Genomic DNA, 19,765 nt, shown 5'->3' on the forward strand with positions numbered 1-19,765 from the left:
ATCGGGCTACCCTTGTTGATAAGCATATTTTACAGGGATTGCATCGGCGACGCCGCCATCGACATAAAAGTTGTCTTCTAACTGTGGCGGCGTGCGATACACCAGAGGCAGGGCGCAGGTGGCTTCCATCAGTTCATCCAGATTTTCCGCCACCACCTGATGATATTCGGCACAACCAGTATGCATATTGGTTATTGTTACCATTAGCGGCGGTTGTGTGCACAGCTTATCGATGTTAAGCGGATAGCGCGCACCATAACCATTTTACATCGGTCATATGGCCTTTCATAACAAACCGCAGCGGGTTAAAAAAATCCCGCTGGGTGGCCATGCGAAAAATAATACGGCGGTTGCGTTCAGCATTGCCGGCCAGATAGCCTGCAGCGCTGGTTGCGCCTGCCGAGACACCAACCACCAGGTCGAAAGGGTAATACTGTTGCTGTTGAAAACTGTCGAGCACGCCGGCGGCAAAGATGCCACGCATTGCGCCGCCTTCTACCACGAGAGCACGCTTCATGATGCCATTCGGTATATTTTGTTATCCCCGTTAATTTACCCTACCGGCACGAAGACGATTGATGAAATAACTTGTGTTGATTGTCAGGTATAAACGAATAAAGGGGTAGGAGAGATCACGATTGCTGTAAAGAATGCCCGGGCGTAAAGCCCGGACTAAGCCGTCACGGGAGATTTAGTGACGTTTAAAGGGAGGTTTGCCGCTGAAATCGACAGATGGTTGCTCTGCGCCAACTTCAAATTGTGCAACGTCCACTATCCGAACACATTCGGTAGAGCGTTTAAACGGTGGTTTGCCACGCAGTGTAACGGTTTTGACGTTTTCACATTTTGCGTTGGTTTCAAACTGGGCCACATCTACGGTGCGGGCTTGTACAAAGGTACGCTTAAAAGGCGGTTTACCCGAGCGTTCAACAACCATCGTGGTATCGCTGTTGTTCACTTCTGGTGCACCCTGAGCTGAAGAATGGGTAAACGAGATGCAGGATATGGCCAGAAGTGGCAAAATTGATAATTTCATTGTAGTGTCCTTGAAGATCTAATCAGTTTTAGCATTTTTTATAGGCAACCTGAGTGTAATTAAGCCTTTTATAAAAAGTAATACCATCTCGTGATAGTTTTAAACTATCAATATTGGTAGGCATGGTTAATTTTTTGATAAGGGTTGTTTGAATTTGTTAAATATTGGTGCGGGCTAGCACTTATTTTGGGCGTTGATAGAGGGCTCGCTGAGCGTATGCGAGTTAAAACAATCACCTACGTTTTGGTGCTTAACTTGCTGACTCCTGTCTAAGTCTTTAAAAAGACGAACCTACCTGGGTTGGTCTTGAATTAGTCAGTGAGTGAGAATGTTTATGTTCGTTAAACCAGTCAAAAAGCTATTTGCTGCTCTGGCAGTACTGGTAAGCATTAATCTTGCTCCGGTTACTGCAGCGCAGGCCAACAGTTTTGCCCTGACCACCAGTGACGGCGGCACCCTTTACCTGCAGAGTCAGGTGGATAACGAGTCTGATACCCTGTTTTTAATTGATACGGGCTCCTCGCTTACCGTACTTAACAAGGCAACCTTTGCCCGCATTAGACAAACGCAACAGGTCACAGAAGATGGTCTGGTTATCGCCAGACTGGCGAATGGTCGTCAGCATAAGGTGAAGCTCTATAATGTGCCGCTGCTGAGCCTGAGCAACGATTGTCGGTTTACCAATGTAAGCGTTGCCGTGATGAACAATGACCACAATATTCTGGGCATGGAACTGCTCAGTCGTGCGGCGCCACTGGGCATTGAGTTAGCACCAGCCAGACTTACTCTGAGTCAGTGCGATCAGTCGCAACTCCACGCCAGCACCTCACTTAGCCATTAGGTTTCATTTGGCTGGCAGGTATAGAATGGCGATGCAGGAGTCGTCTTGTTGGCCGTTTCACATTATCTCTTTTTCGCCAACGCCATAACATTCACGGTGCCGGGTAATAGCCTCATCAGGTTGTGTGATAGGGGGCAGGTATCGCTCTGGTACCGGTTGTTCCATTGCCATCTGTGTGAGTGGCGGTATTAGCCAGGACGCAAAACGATCTTCGTTGGGCAGGTGAGCAATTTCCAGGGCCCACTGGCGAATAAAACTACCATTTGGCTCGTTATCTTTGGTCTGTTTACCGAATTATAAATTCGCAGGGTAGGGGTGCCGGTTACGCCCGCTTGCATTTGAAACTGCGCTATTCAGAGGCTGGTAAACCTGACGCTGGCTGATATTGCCCAGCCAAATAATATAGCTGCCAGCGAGTAGTGCAAGGATGTCAACATTTGGTGCACGGGGCTCAGTTTTGCCAGCGCGGTTGCGGTGGGGGTAGTGGTGTATCGCCACACAGATCGGGTTTGACTGTTTGGTCAGGTATCTGGCACCACAATTGCTACCCCCTTGCTCATAGTTGTTAGCCCGCTGCACTCTGTCAATAAAAACAACAGTTGTATGCCGTCGTTGTTACTCGTTTCCACTTATCACTTTGCCAGTCAGGAGTATTGTTATGTCTGCCACCCGTTATCGTTTTGCTGCGACGCTGTTTATCAGTGTTCTGCTTAGCGCCTGCTCTCCCCACAATGACGTTAAGCAGAAAGCTGCGGCAGATACCGATGCACCGGTTGAGCCTCATGTATTTAAAGAGGAAGTGAAAACCCGCCAGGCACTGACTCAGGTTGCGTTGGGGCGGGAACCTGCTGAACTGGTGATTGCAAACGTAACCTTGCTTAACGTGTTTACCCAGGAGTGGTTGCCGGCTCAGGATATCGTGATTGCGCATAACCGAATCGCCTGGGTAGGCGATACCGGCACCTGGCCGGGCGAAACGCAGAGCTCCTATGATGCAAAGGGGCTCTGGGCGGTACCGGGGTTTGGTGAATCGCACAAACACATTGAAAGCTCTTACCTGACTCCGGAGTATGAAGCCGCGCTGGTGATCCCTCACGGCAATACCTGGACGGTGGAAGGCTCCCACGAAATATCCAACGTGGTAGGCAATCGAAACGCCGAGTTCTGGCTCGAGGCTGAACGTAAAGGCAGTACCCTTAAAATCTTTCCGGCTATTGGCTCGGCCACACCGCCAACTGTGTACGAGTCTGGCGGTGGTTACTACGGGTATAACGAAATGCGGGATTTCTTAACCTATGATCCACGGGTCGTTGCCCTCGGTGAAGTGATGGACTGGTCGGCAGTGATCAATGCCGACAACGGTGGGCATCAACGCATCTGGGAAATGATCGAAGCTACTTATGATTATCGCGGTGTGGTGGAAGGTCATGGCATGAACCTTACCTCACAAACCGATATCAGTGCATTCGCGGCGGCCGGTCTGGCCTCTGATCACGAGGTGCGACTGGCCGACGAAGGCATTGAGAAACTGCGCCGTGGGGTTTTTCTGGAAATTAAACAGGCGGGAATGGACTCGTTATTTCCCAAACTGCTTGAGATTGGCCTGAAAGACTGGAGTAATATCTCAGTAACTACCGACGATCGCGACGTGTTTGCCACCTTACAGCTTGGTTCCATGGATTATAATATTCGCAGTGCCATTGAGCTGGGGGTGCCGGTTGAAATCGCCTATCAACTGGGGAGCTATAACACCGCCCGTCACTTTAATATTGACCACCTGGTGGGCGCACTGGCCCCCGGCCGCTACGCCGATGTAGTGTTGTTATCTGATCCACAAACCGTAGCAATAGAGCGGGTTTATGCCAATGGTCAACTGGCGGCTGATAATGGCGAATACCTGTTACCCATTCCCGAGATAGCCTATCCACAATGGGCCACTGATACCATGAATGTGGGCCGGGAACTCATAGCGGCAGATTTTGTTATTAATGCGCCTGCAGGCCGTGAAACCGTGAGTGCAGCAGTTCTGGAGCCGTTTTGGTTTGAGCCGGCTTTTATTACCAAAGAATTGCCGGTGGCTGAGGATGGTACCGTTAAAGCTGACCCGGAAGCGGGCCTGATTAAGGTTGCCGTGGTCGACCGCTATCATGGTACGGCTGCGGTGTCGAAAATGATCTGGCAAAACGTCGGGCCGAAAACCCCCGGGTCTGCACTAGCCAGTTCACAGTCTCATGATTTACATAATATCTGGACCATGGGGAACGATGATTATGCTATGGCGCTGGCGGCGAATACCGTGGCCAATATGGGCGGTGGCTGGGCGCTGGTTAACGACGGTAAAGTGGTGGCTCAGGTACGACTGGATATTGGTGGCTTAATGACAGCACGGCCGGTAAATGAAGTCGCGGCAGAGATGGAAAACCTGCACCATGAGGCCGATAAAATGGCGTGGATCAATGCCAAAGGCTTACCGGAAAGAATGCGCTTTGCCTTTTTAACCGCAGCGCCCTGGAAATGGCAGTTGGTAGCTCCTTATAAAGGCAATCCGGGCGGACTGGTGGATGTGACCACAGGCAATACTCACGCGATTATCTGGTAAGCAGTGGCCACCATGACACGTTATTTTATCCTGTTGCTTGTGCTGCTCTGGCTGCCCGGAGTAGCGCAGGCGCATTTACTTAATATGACCCGGGTTGACGTGGTTATCAGTGAAGCCGGTGAGGCAGTGGTGACGCTGGATGTTGATTTAACCAAGGCCATGGAGGGTGGGGAAGCCTATTATGCATTAACCCGGTTGGCTGAGCCGCAATACGCCGAGCGTTTTATACAACTGGTTGCTGAGCTTGAACAGGCCAGCCAGATCAGGTTGGCCAGTCAAAAGTTGCACTGGCAGTTTAGGTCGGTTGAATGGCCTGATGCGCCGGCTGAGGATTTCACCTCGGGACTGGCCTGGCCGATGACCCGGTTTGTGTTTACCCTGAGCCTGCCTGAAGGCTACCAAGACAGTGCCCTGACCGCGATATTTACTGACGACTTCAAATTTGAAGAACCCATCGCATTGAATATTGACTACGCCGCTCAGCAGCGTACGTTAAGTCGCTGGTTGGTGCGGAATCAGGCCAGCCCGGCTTTTCATTTCACCTCACAGCCACACAGCGGCGGGCTAGAAAGTGCTGACGTTGCTTTGTGGTTAAACTATTTTCAGCAGGGCATGCTGCATATTGTGCCTTATGGTTGGGATCACGCTTTATTTGTGCTGGGGCTGTTTTTAGGCGTAGCGTCTCTACGTCAGCTAGGGCTACTGATTACCGGCTTCACACTGGCCCATACGGTAACGCTGGGTTTAGCCACTTATGGTGCAATTGTGGTGAGTGGCCATATCATAGAGCCTGTTATTGCGCTGTCGATAGCCTGGGTTGCGTTGGAAAACCTGTTATTTACACCGCGTTTGAGCTGGCGGTTTTTGCTCGTGTTTAGCTTTGGGTTGGTGCATGGTCTGGGGTTTGCTCAGGCCCTCAAGGACCTCGGTATTCCATCGTCGGGATATATTGGAGCTTTGGTGAGCTTTAATGTAGGGGTGGAAATTGCCCAGCTCGGCATTGTTTTAGCGGCCTTCGGGATAATGACATCGATCCGGCGTTTTAGCCGCATCACTGCTATGGTTAAACGCGGTGGTTCGCTATGTATAGCGTTGCTCGCCAGTTTTTGGTTTGCTCAGCGCTTACTCGGTTGACTGTTACTAAATATAATCACTTTGATTTATGTGATTAAATATAGTAACTTTTGGTTGGGTGATTAATTTCTGATACAAGCTAACGCTGAGGAATATGCATGAAAAGCAGCGAAACAGCGGTAAATGACAGTGTTATTGCAGTGATTACGGGAGATCTGGTGGGTTCCAGTAAACTTTCGGCCGAAGCCTTTACGCAGGTAATGGCAAGCCTGGAGCGATTACTTAAAAAACTGCGGGCCCGTTACGACGCACAGTTTGATATTTTTCGTGGCGACAGCTTTCAGTTAGTCGCCCCGGCGCCACTGGCAGCGCAATTAGCCACTTTCATTGATTTATCCCTGCGCAGTGGCGAGCCGTCAGTAGCGGTGCGCCAGTGTATCGGCATTGGTACCGGCGAAACGGGCGGTCAGGCAGTGAAAACGGCTACCGGCGAAGCTTATTCATTATCTGGTCACGGGCTGGATCACCTGAAAGGGCGGGGCCTGACTATTGCCAGTACCAATCATCATTTTAATCAGCACTGTGAATTACTTACCCGGTTTTTCGATAGCCATCTGGACCGGTTAACTTCCACCCAGGCCCAGGTTGTGCTTGTTTATCTGATGGCGGATAATAAATCCCATGAACATCTGGCCAGAGTGCTGGATAAAAAGCGCAGTAACGTTACGCGTATATTAAACACCAGTCAGTACCATTTGATCACAGACTACCTGGTGTATTTTGCCAACCAGGTGAAAAAGGATTTTACCCCATGACTACTATGACGCTGCTGGTGTTATTGATCGCGGGTCACGTAGTGGCTGATTTTTACCTGCAGCCTTTACAATGGATATCGCAGCGCACTGAGCGTCATTTCTCGGCGCCCTGTTTATATTGGCATGGAGCTGTCCATGGCTTGATTGCCGCAGTGATGTTAGCGCTGGTAACCGATACTCATCCACTTAAGGTGGCAGCTTATGCGGTGCTCCTGGGTGGTTCGCATATAGTAATCGATGGTTTGAAGTCCTACGCCGGCCCATCCATGAGAGCATTTTTAGCCGATCAACTGGCCCACCTGCTCGTAATAGCGTTTGTGGTGTTGTTAGTCTGGCAACCGGAACAAACCATATTAAGTGCCTGGCTGAAGCAAACGCTTAACTATAAGACACTGGCCATCATCACCGGTTACCTCGTGGTGCTGCGGCCGGTATCGATTATTATCAGGCAAATTCTTGCGCCATGGAGTAACGCTATGGAGGCTGACAAACCGGCGGATGAAAGCGAAACTTCATTGCAGGCTGCCGGGCAGAATATTGGCTACCTGGAAAGGGTTCTGGTACTCACCTTTATTTTGCTCAATCAGTTTGCCGCAATTGGTTTTCTGCTGGCGGCGAAGTCGGTCTTTCGCTTTGGCGATTTGCGCCACAGTGAAGATAAAAAACTAACTGAATATGTGTTACTCGGCACCTTAACCAGCTTTGCCTTAACCATTGCCGTAGGATTATTGGCCAGCAGCCTGGCCACACAGCTTCCCATTGGCAAATAACCAAACACGATGTTTACCGGGCGAAATACTGCTGCTGAATGCGCTGACAATAGTCGCTCAGGTTAATGTACTGGCAAGCCAGACGGGTAAGGTCGTTATCGAGCTCCACCAGAATGGTTTCGGCTAAAAACGCATACACGGTGGCATCCAGTGAACAGGGTTTATCACCCAGGCAAAAAGGGTTGTCGCCAATCATTACCGATAACGCGTCGAGTGTTTGTCTGGCAATACCCAGTACCTCTTCTTTATTGTGACGACCGGTTCCCTGATGATAAATCTGTTTGGTTACCCCCCGACGGGCAATCAGCGGCGCAATGATGCTAAGCGGCAAGGGCAGCTTACCAAACAACGCTGTTTTAACCGCTGGCCAACTGGCGTTATCGGCCCAGCGGAAATACACCAGGCACCAGTAAAAATTTTCGTCCAGCGACTTACTCACAAGTGTGGCGGTTGCTTGCTGCGGGAGAGATAAATGGCTGTCGAAATCAGCAACGTAATGGCTTTTGAGATAGTTAATAATAAACGTAGAATCGCAAACGATGGTGCCGTTATCATCGATATAAGGCAACTTTTTCTTAGGCGCTTTAAACACGTAATTGACGTTACCACTGTAGCGATAATCGATATCTGCCAGGCGTAAAAACGCAGCGACTTTGAGTACAAAAGGGCTGGGGTCGTACATGCCTAGCCCCGGGCCAAATCCATACAATGTGATCATCTGTGATGTCCTTATGTCATCAAGCCAGCAGAGCTTGAGTTAATCACAGATAGCCGCAAAAGTAACTAGCGCTGTTTGTACTGGGTAGGACAGTAGCCGCGGTTGATATCGGGCGAGCGAAGCTTAAGGTGTTTGGTGGTGCGCCCGGCAGTGCGTTTGCGCCAGAGCCTGAAACTGGATGGCTTCAGTTCACTGCGCATGATTTTAATCACGCTGTTCTGAGACACGCCATATTCTTTTTCAATGGCTTCAAAGGGGGTACGGTCTTCCCAGGCCATTTCAATAACGCGCGACAAGGTAGCATCTGTTAGTGGGTGTTTTGATGGCATGCAATCTCTCCTGCTAATGCCACCAATACGCTGTAATGTGTCCTTTGGATTGCTTTAACTTACCACAAACTGACTCAGGCCCGTGCGAGTTGAACTGGCCAACGACTGAGCGTGTTCAGCCTGCTCCACGCTGGCGGCCATGGAGTGCTGAATATCCATACTGAGCTGGGTGATTTGGCCGGCAATTTCGGTGGCCTGGGCCTGTTGTGATTCCAGTACGTTTACAGAATTCATAATCAGCTGAAAGGCTTGCATGTTTTGTTTGAAGTCGTCCATCATTTGCTCAAAGGTAGAAGAGGTATCACTGATACTCTGCTGCATCTGACCCGACGCATCAATTAAACGGCTGGACTCTTGCTGGGTTTCGCCCACCAGGGTTTCCATTTCATTCAGAAAACTGCTGATTTGCTGAGTGGCATCAGCCACTTTGGCCGACAGGCTGCGCACTTCATCGGCCACCACCGCAAAGCCGCGGCCTGCTTCGCCGGCGCGTGCTGCCTCAATGGCGGCATTCAGGGCCAACAGGTTGGTTTGATCAGCAAAGCCTTCTACCATTTTAAGAATGTTGCGCACATTGTCGGCGTTGTTCTGTAACCCACGCACTGTTTCTGAAAACTGGTTAAGCAACTGTGTAATACGCTCAATTTGCTGTTTCGAGGTGATCAGAGTTTGATTGGCGGTGGTGGCATTGGCCTGATTTTGACTGTTGGTGGTGGAAACCTGTTCTGAGGCCGACACTATATCGTGAATACTATGACTCACTTGTTGTGACGACTGGCTGATGTTGTCGCTCAGGTGCTTTTGCGTGGCGGCCTGGCTATCAACGTTTTTGACCAGCGCGCAGACTTCCTTATTGGCATCACTGGAACGTTCGGCATCTTTGTAAACCCGTTCAATCAGTTCGCTGAGGTTATGCGCAAACTTATTGTAGGCGGCAGATAGCTCGCTGAACTCATCACAGCTAAAAGCGGGCAGCCGGGTAGAGAGGTCGCCCTGGGTATGATTAATATTGTTAAGCGTGTTCAGCAGGGCTTTAACCGGCTTCACAATAAGGTGATGCATGTAAAAAATGGTAAAGGCAAAACTCAGGGTGCTCAAAATAAACAGCGTAATTAGCGTAAACTGATAACTGTCCTGCGCTTCAGCAGGGCTGCTCATGAGTGCGTAGAACAGGTAAAAATTTGCCAGCTGGAACAAGAACAAAAAGCTGATATTACCGATTATCTTTCTGGTGAGAGTGTAAAAGAACGTTTTTTCAATTACATCGTAAGTGTGCCAAAACCACTGTGTCATAGCGTAAACTTCGCCCTTTTTTATACATTTATAATAGTTTATTACTGTTACTTTAGTATAAGTAACGCATTAAGCCTATGTATAGTGCCAGATCATGCAAGAATAAATGTACAAATTATAGCGAACAGTGGCAACAGCAGCGTTACTGACAGTAGCGCTGCCGGATAAAGGCCTGTAACAACTTAGTGCAGGCGGGTGTTGAGCTCGTCTATCACTTCCGCCCATTCGGCATCTTCAGCCAGCGCCTGACGCAAAAAGCTGGCCTGAGCATCATTCCAGAATGGGGCGTCGGCCAGCGGCTGGGCTGACTTGAGTCCGCGATGCTCACTGATAAATTTTTCGATAGCCGGCTCATCAGATGGTAAACCTAACTGTACAAACAAATCGTTAATACCGGGTTGTTGCGTAAACATAGTTGCCTCCTTGGGTGCGTTTATGTCTCATGTATGGTTACGGGCCGGGCGCAAAATTGGACCAGTTGCAGGCCGCAACAATAATGATTACATTTCACGTGTGAGGCAAATAAAATCGCCGCCGGGTTAAACACCCTTCTGATTAGCCACCGGATGATGGTAATCTACGGTTTGTATCTAGTTTAATTTCAGAGGTAAAAATGAATTCGCGGGTATTATTGTTGGCCGTTGGTGTACTGGTATTGGCATTGGGTATTGGTTTTATGGTGTATGAGCAGGATAACAGTGCTCCTGTTACCACTATTCCGGCCAGCCCTAAGTCGAATTCTGCAGTGATAAATCCGGCTGAAGCTACTGTTAAAGACATGGCGCAGGGTAACGCCATGGCTCTGGTACAGGTAGTAGAATACGCGTCTTTTACCTGCCCGCATTGTGCTTCTTTTCATAATAATGCGTTTAAGCCACTAAAAGAAAATTACATTGATACCGGCAAAATCCGCTTTGTTTTCCGCGAAGTGTATTTCGATCAGTTTGGATTAGTTGCCTCAATGATTGGCCGTTGTTCAGGTGACACCGAGGATTACTTTTCATATGTAGACAAAGTGTTTGGCCAACAGCAAGAGTGGATGGCCAGTCGCGATGGGAATACTATTCTTAATGAGTTGGTCACACTGGGTAAATCAGTGGGATTGAATGACGAACAACTGCAGGCCTGCTTAAGCGATGATGCCAAATCTGAAAGACTGGTTAATTGGTATAAGCAAAATGCTAAAGCCGATGGAATTCGTTCAACACCAAGCTTTGTAGTAAACGGCAAACTGATGTCGAATATGAGCTATGAGGAATTCGCCAAAGTACTGGATGAAGCGCTGGGCGAGTAATCCCGATGTCACATTAGGGGTGATTAAAGGCTTAATTGCCCCGCGTAGAAGCCGATAGGGATGGAAAGCTTAAGGCATTACAGAGGATTACACAGACCCAATCACCCTGTATCTTCAACAGCAACGGACTGAATACTTAATCTATATGGATATAGAATGAAGAAATTTTCATACGCCTATCTGGCGTTGACTGTATCCCCTGCTTTTGCTGTCGACCAGCCTGATTTTGACTATATAGAACTTGCTTATTCACAGTTGCGCCTGGACAGAAACGACAATACGCCATCAGGTGTAGTGCTAAGAGGCTCCTTACCGTTTTGCCCTACCTGTACGTGACCGGGAGTTATATGAGATTAACCGAGAGCATAGACAGGTATGACTTAAAGTATAACAACCTGAGTTCAGGCTTCGGCAGTTAATTTTATGTGTTTGAGAACTGGGCAATCTATGCAGAAATCACCTATGAGAACGAGGATGGCCTGGGCAATGGTTATCAAGACGGTTATGGTGTTGCTGGCGGTGTACGGGGTGGTTTTTTCAGCGCTTGAAAACAGATGTTAAATACAAGTACATAGATCGAGGCCCGTCCTATTCAGAAAGTACCGGCGGTGTTGAATTTACCGCGCATTATTATTTTGATTCGGGTATGGCTGCCGGAGTTGGTTTTGAGATAAACGATGAATACAACGCGGGGACGTTGTCGATTCGTTATTCACTTTGATGCGTGACTAGAGCTGGTCTTCAATACTCATCAATCACCACAAATAAAAAAAGCCTGCCGATTGGCAAGCTTTCTTTATTTGGTGGGCTGGCGGGATTTGAATTTTTCTATTAACTATTTGTTATTTAAAGACTATGCTGATTTTTATTGGTTTTAATGTTACTTGAGGTGTTACTTCGATTTCCTGCTTAAAGTTCCACTGAACTCGCGTCTGAAAATCTTAAAAACCGATTGATTGAGTGTTGTTTAATTATAAATTCTGTTATTGGGACTAAGTGATACGATATTAGTTCTTTATCTTATGCATTCGAAGTTAAAAAGGAATAACTCTAGCTTGTTACTTCGAGGATTGACCAATTACCGGACCTGCTGTTGAGTCGGAGGATTATATCTTAGTTGTACGGGAAGCAGACATTTTATTTTTCACATGAAAACACAGAGAATGTTGTTCTGTGGAAACGAATGTTACTATGAAATCTCAGTAATAAGTTGTTAGGCATTCAGATGAGTATTGATGAAGTTTTAAAGATTGCAGACATATTAGGGAAAATAGGTCAGTTCTTGTTTGGATTGTTTGCACTACTGTTATCGGTTTACGCACTAATCTCTAAAAGAAAGGATGTGTTTAAATCTGAGTTGTCTAAAGCACAATTTCAAGAGATGGGGCGTATTAGAAATTTACTGAATCAAATATTTTACGATGTGTTCTATGTTAAGGATTTTAAGTCTTATTTAGAAGGTTCCAAATGTAGCCTGGTTAATATGAAAAATGAGATGCCAGAACAATGGGAGCAGTTTCAAAATTATAAGAATAACTCTAACGAACTAATTTTCAAGTTATCATTACCTGAAAATTATTTGATTCCAAATTGGATTGAGCCTGAAATTTTATCAAAGCATTGTGAACAAATGAAGCAGTTTGCTCCATTCACAGTGCATGAGACAGGAATCAAAAAAGAGCTGGTTTCGGACTATCAAAATTCGATGCTCGAACTAATAACGTATATAGATGTTCAGATGAAAAAGAATGCTTAACAAGTTACTTAAAAGGACGCAAAACGCTTGGTTTGTGCTCCTTCATTGTCAATACCCAAGCAGTTTCAGTTTCTTAGTACGGCGTTAGCCCTTTGGAGAAAGAATGTTCAATTTGATTATGAGTGGGAACGACACTGCATGGGATTTACCTGCTTACGAATTTCCGACAAGTAGATTCTTAGAATATACGGTTGATTCCGCCCGAATTCAGATAATAAGTGCACCACTCATGGTTAAAGGGTGACAGACGATCAACTGCCTGTTGATGGTATTCTAAAGTCGCCAAACAATTAGAGTATTACCATGAGTTACAAGCAGTTGATCGAGGGACAACGATACCAGATCGAAGCCTACTTACGCGAGGGTTTCAGTTATCGGGAGATTGGAAAGCGTCTGAGTGTAAGTCACAGCACCATTAGTCGTGAAGTTAAGCGCAATCGAATTCGAGATAGCCATTACCTACCGGAAGTCGCTCAGGCCAAGGCATTAAAACGGCGTTGTCAGGCCGCAAAGTACAGGATATCTGAACTGACGATTACCTTTGTTGAGTTCGGGCTTAACGAAAAGTGGAGCCCTGAGCAGATTACTGGTGTAGGTAAAATCATCGGTCATCACGTCAGTCACGAATGGATTTATGGCTACGTCCAGCGTGATAGATTACGCGGCGGTAAATTGTATAAACAGCTACGTCAGAGCCACCGAAGATACCGTAATGGTAGCCGCGCGAAGCGTGTGATTATCCCGAATCGCGTTGGGATAGAGCAACGTCCAGCTATCGTGGACAAGAAAAAACGCTTCGGTGACTGGGAAGCTGACACAGTTCTAGGGAAGCAAGGTACTGGCGCAATTGTCAGCCTGGTAGAGCGTAAAAGTAAGCTGTATCTGATACGCAAAGTGCCAGCGAAAAGTGCAGCCGATGTGGCCCGTGCCATGGTTGGCATGTTGTGGAAATATCGCAGTCATGTCCGAACTATCACGGCGGACAACGGCAGCGAATTCTGTGACCACGAGCTGGTCGCAGAGAAGCTTAAAACGGATATTTACTTCGCGAACCCTTATTCATCTTGGGAACGCGGACTGAATGAAAACTTTAACGGTTTGCTTCGCCAATACATACGTAAAGGCACCGATTTGCGAACAGTAACGGACAAACAAATTGCTGAGATTGAACGGGCATTAAATGCCAGGCCGAGAAAGTGTCTCGGCTTCAGGCAACCTGTCGCGATATTCAATGAATTACGCAAGGCTGCCTAATTTAGCGAGTGGTGCACTTATTATCTGAATTCGGGAATTCTATAAAGTTCAGGTTATTGAAGTTTATGATAATCCAGTCTTGGTAATAAACGAATATTGAAAAATGGAGAAATTTATTAATGGCAGAGGAAGTAGATGCTCAACCGAATTTTATTATTGTTGATGACAAAGTGACAGAATCATCGGGAGAGCACGTTTCAAGTGAAGCTGCTACTGAGGAACGCGATTTACATCGCCAGGTTTTTAATTTAAGTGACTCTGAATCCGAATTAATTAAAAAATCTAGGCGAAAGCTAAGATTATTTGATCCCGAAGGCGTTTATCTATTCAAAGCTTCTAAAATATCCTATCTCCACTCTTTTCTACACGTTACTAGTTTGGTGATGTCGATATCGCTCCTTTTTTTCTATTTCATTTTTTACTTTTCTCTCAGAAAGGAAAATGTTCCTGGTTTAGGTGAAGTAAATGATGCCGCATTACTAGAGCAGCTGTTCATGCTTGGTATTGTAGCTTTGACATTAATCAAGCTGAAGCTGCTTGTAACGGTGAAAGTAACTGATTTTGATATCAGATATAAATTAGCACTTGTTGCCAACTCTTTTAATCGAATATTGATAGATATATTTAGATTCTCGATGTTTCTGGTTGCGATAGAAACAATTGTTATCCTCGTGCATTATCCAGACGAAAAAGTTGATGTTGCATTTTATCTTTTCGAAAACGGGGTGTTAGCAGACACCATGACATTTTTCTCGTGGGTATTTACGTTGCTTATTTTTGTTAGAGCTTACAAGAGAATTGGCAAGGAGTAGGTTTAATGAAATATCTAATAATACTTGTATTATTCTTTGTGACTCAACCTAGTTATACAAAGGAAACGCTACCTACGGATTGTTCTCATCTAGAAAGTGTGAAGGAAGCTAACTTTGTCCTTTTCAATAAGAAAGAACTAATGCAGCTAGGCGAATGTTTAGCGATTACCTACCTGAAAAAAACGGAAAAGCTCAATCTTGTTAAATCATGTAACGAAGTCGATGAGGACAGGCGTAACTTTCTAGGAGTTATGTCATTGTCAAAGCTTGAATCTATTTTGATAGGGCAGTGTGTCGGTGCAATTAATTATGTTTACGAACATTACCATAATGAGAATGTAGGTTATGTTAATGGTTCAATTGCTTACAGAAAAATATATCGATGTATTAAAGGTGAAGAAGCGATTGATATAATTAGGCAAAGTCCGGTTACTGAATTAGATCGCAGAGAGGTTCGTCACTTACTGTGCAAAGAGGTTTATAACTGATGAGTGATGTTGAAGTTCAGTCATTTCTGGAAATTGCCAGGCTAAGTCTCAATACAGAAAAGCTTCCTGATCCTATACGCAATGCTTTAAATACTATCTTCACAAAAAAAGATGGTGCTAATTTATACAGACCAAAAATAGTAAATGAAAAAATTACTGGTATCCGTCAAAACAAACATCCTTTAATCATAGGCAAGAGAAACGCCGTCAGGAATATTCTTTGTATTTGGTATTTGCTAAATGGACATACAGGAGTTACCAAATCCTTCTTACAGGACTATGTAAAAACAGGAATGACTAAGAAATGGATTGATGAATTACGAGAGCTGGCTAATCAGCAATATCTGGAGTTCTTTTGCTTAGGCGTTGTGAGGGAAAATATCCAAAAAATTATTGAGCAACTAAAGTCAGATGAATTTGATTTATTCACCGATAGGCTCTTTTCGCCCTTTTCTGTAAACAAGAATGACCCCTACGATATTACGCCAATGCTAGCAATGTACTCTCAAGAATTTCCTTGGGAAGAGTATTTGAATCGCTATAAAAAGGCTGAAAACTATTTTAACGACAAGCAATATAAACAGGCCAAAGAAGAGCTGATTGAGCTGGAAAAACTTGCTGTCATTCGTCTTCCGGTTGTAGAAGCTTTGAACAAGAATATTCAAGCAATGGAAGCAGAAACAGCCGAAGCTTGGGAGTATTTTCAAAAAATATTGAAGTGACGCTTGTTTGTGCGGCGCACAAGCAGAGCATGGCTATCACCAATTCAAAGGAGGTAGTCATGACAACATTACACACACTTTTCAGCCAGTATAAAGCGGCGGATTGCCGCAAGCATCTTCACAAAGCAATATTAATTGAGCAAGCCTTGGAAGCTGGTATTGATTACGCTTATTTAGGGGGGCAGCAACTAAAACTCGCGAAGCACCTCGTACGGTTTAAGTTAGGGAAATACCGTCTTATCTTCAAGCAAGCTCATGCAGGCTACACTCCCGATAGCCTCATTCAACGAAAGAACCTCCACCGTTTCCTAAAGCGAAGGTAATACATCGTCGTATTACACAAGTCATTTATACAGGAAACATTCATATGACCCATAAACAGAAAATCAAACCACAAGATAATTCGACTAATCAGAAGAACCCTAATAAAGGTACATCTGGAACGAATCGTCAATATGACCAGAAACACGGTAATCGCAGTAAGCAAAAACAGCAGGGGAGCAAATAAGATGAATCTACTATCAGAAAGCAAATCAACAGAACTCAACGGCATAAACGACGTTGCTTCGGTTAATGCAAATGCTGAGCAATGGTCTTTAGTTAATTCGCTAGATTTCACAAAGCTTAAGTGGAAACTTACAAAATCATCCGAAGCAACCTGGACTGATGAGATGTGTGATTTTGCGGAAGAGGAATATAAAAAGTTACTTTTCTTAAAATTGCTCCATCCTAAGGTGGCACTGGTGCCTAGCAAACTGGTTGATAAATTTTGGCATGAGCACATCTTGGACACGATGTCTTATAAAAATGATTGCGACACCGTATTTGGTTATTTCATTCACCATTACCCTTATTTTGGAATTTATGGAGATGATGATCAGCGAGCGTTGCAAGAATCGTTCGATGAGACGATAGCGTTATATGAGGCGAACTTTGGCAAGTATCCCACAGAGGAACTTTTCGGTTCAATGACCAATGCAGCCGCGCGTTGTGGAGACCATGCATGCCACGTGCCGACATCTTGCGCCTGCCGCACGCCTGGTGCTTGCAAGTAAAAAAAGCTAAAAACATTTGAAGTAATAAAAAAGAGCACCCTCGGGTGCTCTACCTTTCTAATCATCCCCCAATCTACATGTCCCATTTGTTTTGCGACCCACATTGGGTTTTTGCCTTGAGAAAGCATCATAGATGCATATGTGTGTCTGCACTGATACGGATAGCGATACGGTATTTTTAGTTCTTCTAAAGTGGGTTTCCAAACATATTTTCGTAACCCGTCAGCATATTTGTACTCTTCATTGTCCTTGGGTCAATGAAAACCCTTTTGGAATCAACGAACTTTGAGAATTTTATCGATGAAACTGCTTGAACAGCAAGTTCATGTAACTCTACAGTTCTAATACCTCCGGCAGTTTTTGGTGTTTTTTCTCTACCTGAAGTTATGTTGACTCGTATATGTGCCTGGCGATTTCGGATATCAACGTCTTCCCAACGCAGCCCCAGCAATTCACCAGTTCGTAGGCCGGTATAAAATGCAAACTGGTAAAACTCTTTGTAAGGGGGCAGCAAAGCTTTAAGTATTTTTTGGATCTCAGATTGATTAAAAGGCTTTGGCTCAATGGTTTCTTGCTTGTATCTTTCGATGCGTTCAACTGGATTAGATTCGATTACACCATCGAAATAGGCTCGTCTATAATCTGACTAAGTACATTTCGGGTTTCGCTAATGGATTTACCAGACAGCAAACTTTCCGATGCCCACTCATCGAACATGCTGGCTTTAAATTCGGTTAGCTTCAAATCACCCCAGTTAGGTTTAATATAAGAATTATACTTCTGGGTATATCCTCTTATTGTAGTGTGTGACCACCGGCGCTGTTTATGTTTAAACCAGATATTCGAGTAATCATGAATAGTATAGTCACAGCTTGTATCAAAAGCTTTCTGAATGATTTTGCTATTTAGAAATTTTTCGGCAATTGATTTGTCATTCATACTGATAGCAAATTTGTATACGGTTTCCCTATCTTCTATGCGCTTTGAAGCTGATTTATTATGTGGGGCAGGGATATTCTCACAATAGCGCTTATTCTCTAATGTGAAATCTGGTAAGGCATAGCAATCAGAGTACCCTAGGGTTTCTGATTACTATCGGTATACATTGAATAGAGCGTTGTCGTGTGATGCTGGCGGGATTTGCGCAGACCATCCATGGTCTGCGTCCTGCGGACCATGCTAAAGCATGTCCCAAAACGTTCCGGACGTTTTGGTGAACCCGGGATCGTCTTCAGCACCCAATCAATCGCCACAAATAAAAAAAGCCTGCCGATTGGCAAGCTTTCTTTATTTGGTGGAGCTGGCGGGATTTGAACCCGCGTCCAGAAAATGTCTACCTTTGGTACTACATGCTTAGTTTGTCTTTTATTTAACTACTTTAGACCCCGACAAACAGGGTTCCTGGTAGCTGTCCTGATACTATTTCGCGGTTCAACCTCAGGAGAGTTTCCCTCGCTAGTCTACTTATATGACCTTCCAAAATCCTGGCTAGCAGACAGAGCTTAGGTGGAAGGGCCTATGCCGGTTATTAAGCGGCTAGTGCGTAGTTTTCGTCGTTTGCGACTATTTAAATGCGGCTTTTTAAGAGGCAAACCGCTCCTCTGCATGCACCTCCAGCTTCCTAGATCCTGTCGAATCCTAATCAGCCCCGGAGATCGTTACTATTAAACCAGAGAGTATTTGCCCTCTGAACACTGTTTAATATGGGGCGGATACTAACGTATTCAAGGGGGAAGTACAAATATTAACGCGGTGATGGAAGCTGGTTGCTGCTTTGCTGAGCAGCTAAGTGCTGATTATCGCTGGATTTACCGCAGTGATATAATCTTTGTTGGTGTTTTTCGCTGAATTGCTTACATTACCAATAAGTAATCTTAAGAAGTTAGTATTATGCAACCCATGGATGTCTCGGTATTAAGCCGGGTGAATGACTGGCTAGCAGCGGGTAAACCGTTTTGGTTTTGTACGGTGCTGGCGACCTGGGGCTCTTCTCCCCGTGAGCCGGGCAGTTTGTTTGCGGCTACTGCCAGTGATGACTGGGTAGGCTCATTATCTGGCGGCTGTGTGGAAGATGATTTTTTGGCCCGTCTTGGCGATAACGAGTTTAGCGCACCGGTGCAAATTGTGCGTTATGGCGAGGAAGGACCTCAGCAATCGATAAGTTTACCCTGTGGCGGGATCCTCGATGTCCTGGTAGAAAAAATCACCCCTGACGAGGTCGGTGCAGTGCACTTCGCTGGTTACCTGAATTGCTTGCTGGGCAAGGATGTGAAGGTGCGTGAAATTAACACCAGCTCTGGTGAAAGACGGCTAACTGAGGTTACAGAACATACTCCGGCTGTCAGCTGGCAACCTGAGTCCCATCATGTCGCACTGCGTATCGGACCGGCCAGGCGTTTAGTTATTGCGGGCTATTCCCCGGTAGCGGAATATTGCGCTCGTTATGCCCAGTCGCTGGGGTTTGAAGTGATTATTTGTGAACACCGCGAAGCAGAGCAGGTATTGTGCAATATAGAAGGTTGCCGGTTTGTGCCAGATTTTGCTGCCGATTACATTATGCAACCTGGTAATGTACACAGCCATACTGCCGTGGTGGCGTTAACGCACGATCCGCGAGTGGATGATCTGACCATGATGGAAGCGGTGCATACCGACGCTTTTTACATTGGCGTGATGGGTTCTAAACGCACATCGGCCAAGCGAGCAGAGCGCTTACAGCGGGTAGGGCAGCTCACAGATGAACAGTTAAACCATATCCACATGCCTATCGGCCTGGACATTGGCAGTAAAACGCCAGCAGAAATTGGTCTGGCGGTGATGGCAGACATTGTGCGGGCGTACCGCCAGCCGGATTAATTGACAGCCTACCTGGTCATTTCATGATAGGTTATAAACTTCTTTGTTTTCTC

Annotated in this window: 27 protein-coding genes and 1 other RNA gene; 17 read left to right on the plus strand and 11 right to left on the minus strand. The window is 45.8% G+C overall.

Annotated elements, in window-relative coordinates; all coding sequences use genetic code 11:
* Positions 1-6: 6 nt before the first annotated feature.
* The 3 genes from AC2T0J_RS17005 to AC2T0J_RS17015 form a co-directional block, all read right to left on the minus strand.
* Entirely contained in the window at positions 7-204 is a 198-nt protein-coding gene (locus tag AC2T0J_RS17005; RefSeq protein WP_489806956.1) for a patatin-like phospholipase family protein, read from the minus strand.
* Positions 205-235: 31 nt separating this feature from the next.
* Positions 236-517: a patatin-like phospholipase family protein gene (locus AC2T0J_RS17010; RefSeq protein ID WP_489806957.1), complete on the minus strand. Its 282-nt coding sequence runs from the start codon at positions 515-517 to the stop codon at positions 236-238.
* A 174-nt stretch (positions 518-691) separates the two neighbouring features.
* Positions 692-1,036 (minus strand): hypothetical protein, encoded by a 345-nt coding sequence (locus AC2T0J_RS17015; RefSeq protein ID WP_489806958.1) that lies wholly within the window; start codon positions 1,034-1,036, stop codon positions 692-694.
* Between the two features lie 334 nt (positions 1,037-1,370).
* On the opposite strand from AC2T0J_RS17015, the gene AC2T0J_RS17020 reads away from it, so the two are divergent.
* Positions 1,371-1,877, plus strand: a complete 507-nt coding sequence (locus tag AC2T0J_RS17020) for an aspartyl protease family protein (RefSeq protein WP_489806959.1) — start codon at positions 1,371-1,373, stop codon at positions 1,875-1,877.
* Between the two features lie 57 nt (positions 1,878-1,934).
* On the opposite strand, the gene AC2T0J_RS17025 is transcribed toward AC2T0J_RS17020, so the two are convergent.
* Positions 1,935-2,129 carry a hypothetical protein gene (locus AC2T0J_RS17025; protein WP_489810358.1) on the minus strand — a complete coding sequence of 65 codons (195 nt, stop codon included), beginning with the start codon at positions 2,127-2,129 and terminating at the stop codon, positions 1,935-1,937.
* 406 nt (positions 2,130-2,535) lie between these two features.
* On the opposite strand from AC2T0J_RS17025, the gene AC2T0J_RS17030 reads away from it, so the two are divergent.
* The 4 genes from AC2T0J_RS17030 to AC2T0J_RS17045 all read left to right on the plus strand — a co-directional run bounded on the left by AC2T0J_RS17030 (position 2,536) and on the right by AC2T0J_RS17045 (position 7,135).
* Positions 2,536-4,476, plus strand: coding sequence for an adenine deaminase (locus AC2T0J_RS17030; protein ID WP_489806960.1), 1,941 nt, complete (start codon positions 2,536-2,538; stop codon positions 4,474-4,476).
* A gap of 12 nt (positions 4,477-4,488) precedes the next feature.
* Positions 4,489-5,610 carry a HupE/UreJ family protein gene (locus AC2T0J_RS17035; RefSeq protein WP_489806961.1) on the plus strand — a complete coding sequence of 374 codons (1,122 nt, stop codon included), beginning with the start codon at positions 4,489-4,491 and terminating at the stop codon, positions 5,608-5,610.
* A gap of 98 nt (positions 5,611-5,708) precedes the next feature.
* Positions 5,709-6,365 (plus strand): hypothetical protein, encoded by a 657-nt coding sequence (locus AC2T0J_RS17040; RefSeq protein ID WP_489806962.1) that lies wholly within the window; start codon positions 5,709-5,711, stop codon positions 6,363-6,365.
* On the plus strand, positions 6,362-7,135 hold the full coding sequence (locus AC2T0J_RS17045; RefSeq protein ID WP_489806963.1) for a DUF3307 domain-containing protein: 774 nt from the start codon (positions 6,362-6,364) through the stop codon (positions 7,133-7,135). The genes AC2T0J_RS17040 and AC2T0J_RS17045 overlap by 4 nt, the downstream gene beginning before the upstream one ends.
* Positions 7,136-7,148: 13 nt before the next feature.
* On the opposite strand, the gene AC2T0J_RS17050 is transcribed toward AC2T0J_RS17045, so the two are convergent.
* From AC2T0J_RS17050 to AC2T0J_RS17065, 4 genes are all read right to left on the minus strand, one after another.
* Positions 7,149-7,853, minus strand: coding sequence for a glutathione S-transferase family protein (locus tag AC2T0J_RS17050; protein ID WP_489806964.1), 705 nt, complete (start codon positions 7,851-7,853; stop codon positions 7,149-7,151).
* Between the two features lie 65 nt (positions 7,854-7,918).
* Positions 7,919-8,182 carry a TIGR03643 family protein gene (locus AC2T0J_RS17055; protein ID WP_489806965.1) on the minus strand — a complete coding sequence of 88 codons (264 nt, stop codon included), beginning with the start codon at positions 8,180-8,182 and terminating at the stop codon, positions 7,919-7,921.
* Positions 8,183-8,236: 54 nt separating this feature from the next.
* On the minus strand, positions 8,237-9,475 hold the full coding sequence (locus AC2T0J_RS17060) for a methyl-accepting chemotaxis protein (RefSeq protein ID WP_489806966.1): 1,239 nt from the start codon (positions 9,473-9,475) through the stop codon (positions 8,237-8,239).
* A 182-nt stretch (positions 9,476-9,657) separates the two neighbouring features.
* Positions 9,658-9,888 (minus strand): DUF2789 domain-containing protein, encoded by a 231-nt coding sequence (locus tag AC2T0J_RS17065; RefSeq protein WP_105933999.1) that lies wholly within the window; start codon positions 9,886-9,888, stop codon positions 9,658-9,660.
* A 200-nt stretch (positions 9,889-10,088) separates the two neighbouring features.
* Here AC2T0J_RS17065 and AC2T0J_RS17070 point away from each other — a divergent pair, with 200 nt between their 5' ends.
* The 11 genes from AC2T0J_RS17070 (at position 10,089) to AC2T0J_RS17120 (ending at position 16,856) form a co-directional block, all read left to right on the plus strand.
* Positions 10,089-10,769, plus strand: a complete 681-nt coding sequence (locus tag AC2T0J_RS17070) for a DsbA family protein (RefSeq protein ID WP_489806967.1) — start codon at positions 10,089-10,091, stop codon at positions 10,767-10,769.
* A gap of 156 nt (positions 10,770-10,925) precedes the next feature.
* Positions 10,926-11,105, plus strand: a complete 180-nt coding sequence (locus AC2T0J_RS17075) for a hypothetical protein (protein WP_489806968.1) — start codon at positions 10,926-10,928, stop codon at positions 11,103-11,105.
* Between the two features lie 89 nt (positions 11,106-11,194).
* Positions 11,195-11,317, plus strand: a complete 123-nt coding sequence (locus AC2T0J_RS17080) for a hypothetical protein (RefSeq protein WP_489806969.1) — start codon at positions 11,195-11,197, stop codon at positions 11,315-11,317.
* Entirely contained in the window at positions 11,314-11,490 is a 177-nt protein-coding gene (locus AC2T0J_RS17085; RefSeq protein ID WP_489806970.1) for a hypothetical protein, read from the plus strand. The genes AC2T0J_RS17080 and AC2T0J_RS17085 overlap by 4 nt, the downstream gene beginning before the upstream one ends.
* A gap of 504 nt (positions 11,491-11,994) precedes the next feature.
* Positions 11,995-12,525, plus strand: coding sequence for a hypothetical protein (locus AC2T0J_RS17090; protein WP_489806971.1), 531 nt, complete (start codon positions 11,995-11,997; stop codon positions 12,523-12,525).
* Between the two features lie 303 nt (positions 12,526-12,828).
* Entirely contained in the window at positions 12,829-13,779 is a 951-nt protein-coding gene (locus AC2T0J_RS17095; protein ID WP_489806972.1) for an IS30 family transposase, read from the plus strand.
* 119 nt (positions 13,780-13,898) lie between these two features.
* Positions 13,899-14,591: a hypothetical protein gene (locus tag AC2T0J_RS17100; protein ID WP_489806973.1), complete on the plus strand. Its 693-nt coding sequence runs from the start codon at positions 13,899-13,901 to the stop codon at positions 14,589-14,591.
* A gap of 5 nt (positions 14,592-14,596) precedes the next feature.
* Positions 14,597-15,079: a hypothetical protein gene (locus AC2T0J_RS17105; RefSeq protein WP_489806974.1), complete on the plus strand. Its 483-nt coding sequence runs from the start codon at positions 14,597-14,599 to the stop codon at positions 15,077-15,079.
* Positions 15,079-15,801 carry a hypothetical protein gene (locus AC2T0J_RS17110; RefSeq protein ID WP_489806975.1) on the plus strand — a complete coding sequence of 241 codons (723 nt, stop codon included), beginning with the start codon at positions 15,079-15,081 and terminating at the stop codon, positions 15,799-15,801. The genes AC2T0J_RS17105 and AC2T0J_RS17110 overlap by 1 nt, the downstream gene beginning before the upstream one ends.
* Before the next feature lie 59 nt (positions 15,802-15,860).
* On the plus strand, positions 15,861-16,124 hold the full coding sequence (locus AC2T0J_RS17115) for a hypothetical protein (protein ID WP_489806976.1): 264 nt from the start codon (positions 15,861-15,863) through the stop codon (positions 16,122-16,124).
* Between the two features lie 186 nt (positions 16,125-16,310).
* On the plus strand, positions 16,311-16,856 hold the full coding sequence (locus AC2T0J_RS17120) for a glycine-rich domain-containing protein (RefSeq protein WP_489806977.1): 546 nt from the start codon (positions 16,311-16,313) through the stop codon (positions 16,854-16,856).
* A 187-nt stretch (positions 16,857-17,043) separates the two neighbouring features.
* Here the strand turns inward: AC2T0J_RS17120 and AC2T0J_RS17125 are convergent, their stop codons facing one another.
* The 3 genes from AC2T0J_RS17125 to ssrA form a co-directional block, all read right to left on the minus strand.
* Positions 17,044-17,370, minus strand: a complete 327-nt coding sequence (locus AC2T0J_RS17125; protein ID WP_489806978.1) for a tyrosine-type recombinase/integrase — start codon at positions 17,368-17,370, stop codon at positions 17,044-17,046.
* Positions 17,371-17,468: 98 nt separating this feature from the next.
* On the minus strand, positions 17,469-17,795 hold the full coding sequence (locus AC2T0J_RS17130; RefSeq protein WP_489806979.1) for a tyrosine-type recombinase/integrase: 327 nt from the start codon (positions 17,793-17,795) through the stop codon (positions 17,469-17,471).
* A 353-nt stretch (positions 17,796-18,148) separates the two neighbouring features.
* Positions 18,149-18,506, minus strand: a transfer-messenger RNA (tmRNA) gene (gene ssrA, locus AC2T0J_RS17135).
* A gap of 240 nt (positions 18,507-18,746) precedes the next feature.
* On the opposite strand from ssrA, the gene AC2T0J_RS17140 reads away from it, so the two are divergent.
* Positions 18,747-19,712, plus strand: a complete 966-nt coding sequence (locus AC2T0J_RS17140; protein ID WP_489806980.1) for an XdhC family protein — start codon at positions 18,747-18,749, stop codon at positions 19,710-19,712.
* The last annotated feature ends 53 nt before the right edge of the window (positions 19,713-19,765 follow it).

The sequence above is a fragment of the Alteromonas sp. ISO5 genome (genome assembly GCF_058105165.1).

Coding starts and splice junctions, on each gene's coding strand:
- AC2T0J_RS17005 (WP_489806956.1), bottom strand. CDS start 204: ATGGTAACAATAACCAATATGCATACTGGTTGTGCCGAATATCATCAG.
- AC2T0J_RS17010 (WP_489806957.1), bottom strand. CDS start 517: ATGAAGCGTGCTCTCGTGGTAGAAGGCGGCGCAATGCGTGGCATCTTT.
- AC2T0J_RS17015 (WP_489806958.1), bottom strand. CDS start 1,036: ATGAAATTATCAATTTTGCCACTTCTGGCCATATCCTGCATCTCGTTT.
- AC2T0J_RS17020 (WP_489806959.1), top strand. CDS start 1,371: ATGTTCGTTAAACCAGTCAAAAAGCTATTTGCTGCTCTGGCAGTACTG.
- AC2T0J_RS17030 (WP_489806960.1), top strand. CDS start 2,536: ATGTCTGCCACCCGTTATCGTTTTGCTGCGACGCTGTTTATCAGTGTT.
- AC2T0J_RS17035 (WP_489806961.1), top strand. CDS start 4,489: ATGACACGTTATTTTATCCTGTTGCTTGTGCTGCTCTGGCTGCCCGGA.
- AC2T0J_RS17040 (WP_489806962.1), top strand. CDS start 5,709: ATGAAAAGCAGCGAAACAGCGGTAAATGACAGTGTTATTGCAGTGATT.
- AC2T0J_RS17045 (WP_489806963.1), top strand. CDS start 6,362: ATGACTACTATGACGCTGCTGGTGTTATTGATCGCGGGTCACGTAGTG.
- AC2T0J_RS17050 (WP_489806964.1), bottom strand. CDS start 7,853: ATGATCACATTGTATGGATTTGGCCCGGGGCTAGGCATGTACGACCCC.
- AC2T0J_RS17055 (WP_489806965.1), bottom strand. CDS start 8,182: ATGCCATCAAAACACCCACTAACAGATGCTACCTTGTCGCGCGTTATT.
- AC2T0J_RS17060 (WP_489806966.1), bottom strand. CDS start 9,475: ATGACACAGTGGTTTTGGCACACTTACGATGTAATTGAAAAAACGTTC.
- AC2T0J_RS17065 (WP_105933999.1), bottom strand. CDS start 9,888: ATGTTTACGCAACAACCCGGTATTAACGATTTGTTTGTACAGTTAGGT.
- AC2T0J_RS17070 (WP_489806967.1), top strand. CDS start 10,089: ATGAATTCGCGGGTATTATTGTTGGCCGTTGGTGTACTGGTATTGGCA.
- AC2T0J_RS17075 (WP_489806968.1), top strand. CDS start 10,926: ATGAAGAAATTTTCATACGCCTATCTGGCGTTGACTGTATCCCCTGCT.
- AC2T0J_RS17090 (WP_489806971.1), top strand. CDS start 11,995: ATGAGTATTGATGAAGTTTTAAAGATTGCAGACATATTAGGGAAAATA.
- AC2T0J_RS17095 (WP_489806972.1), top strand. CDS start 12,829: ATGAGTTACAAGCAGTTGATCGAGGGACAACGATACCAGATCGAAGCC.
- AC2T0J_RS17100 (WP_489806973.1), top strand. CDS start 13,899: ATGGCAGAGGAAGTAGATGCTCAACCGAATTTTATTATTGTTGATGAC.
- AC2T0J_RS17105 (WP_489806974.1), top strand. CDS start 14,597: ATGAAATATCTAATAATACTTGTATTATTCTTTGTGACTCAACCTAGT.
- AC2T0J_RS17110 (WP_489806975.1), top strand. CDS start 15,079: ATGAGTGATGTTGAAGTTCAGTCATTTCTGGAAATTGCCAGGCTAAGT.
- AC2T0J_RS17115 (WP_489806976.1), top strand. CDS start 15,861: ATGACAACATTACACACACTTTTCAGCCAGTATAAAGCGGCGGATTGC.
- AC2T0J_RS17120 (WP_489806977.1), top strand. CDS start 16,311: ATGAATCTACTATCAGAAAGCAAATCAACAGAACTCAACGGCATAAAC.
- AC2T0J_RS17130 (WP_489806979.1), bottom strand. CDS start 17,795: ATGAATGACAAATCAATTGCCGAAAAATTTCTAAATAGCAAAATCATT.
- AC2T0J_RS17140 (WP_489806980.1), top strand. CDS start 18,747: ATGCAACCCATGGATGTCTCGGTATTAAGCCGGGTGAATGACTGGCTA.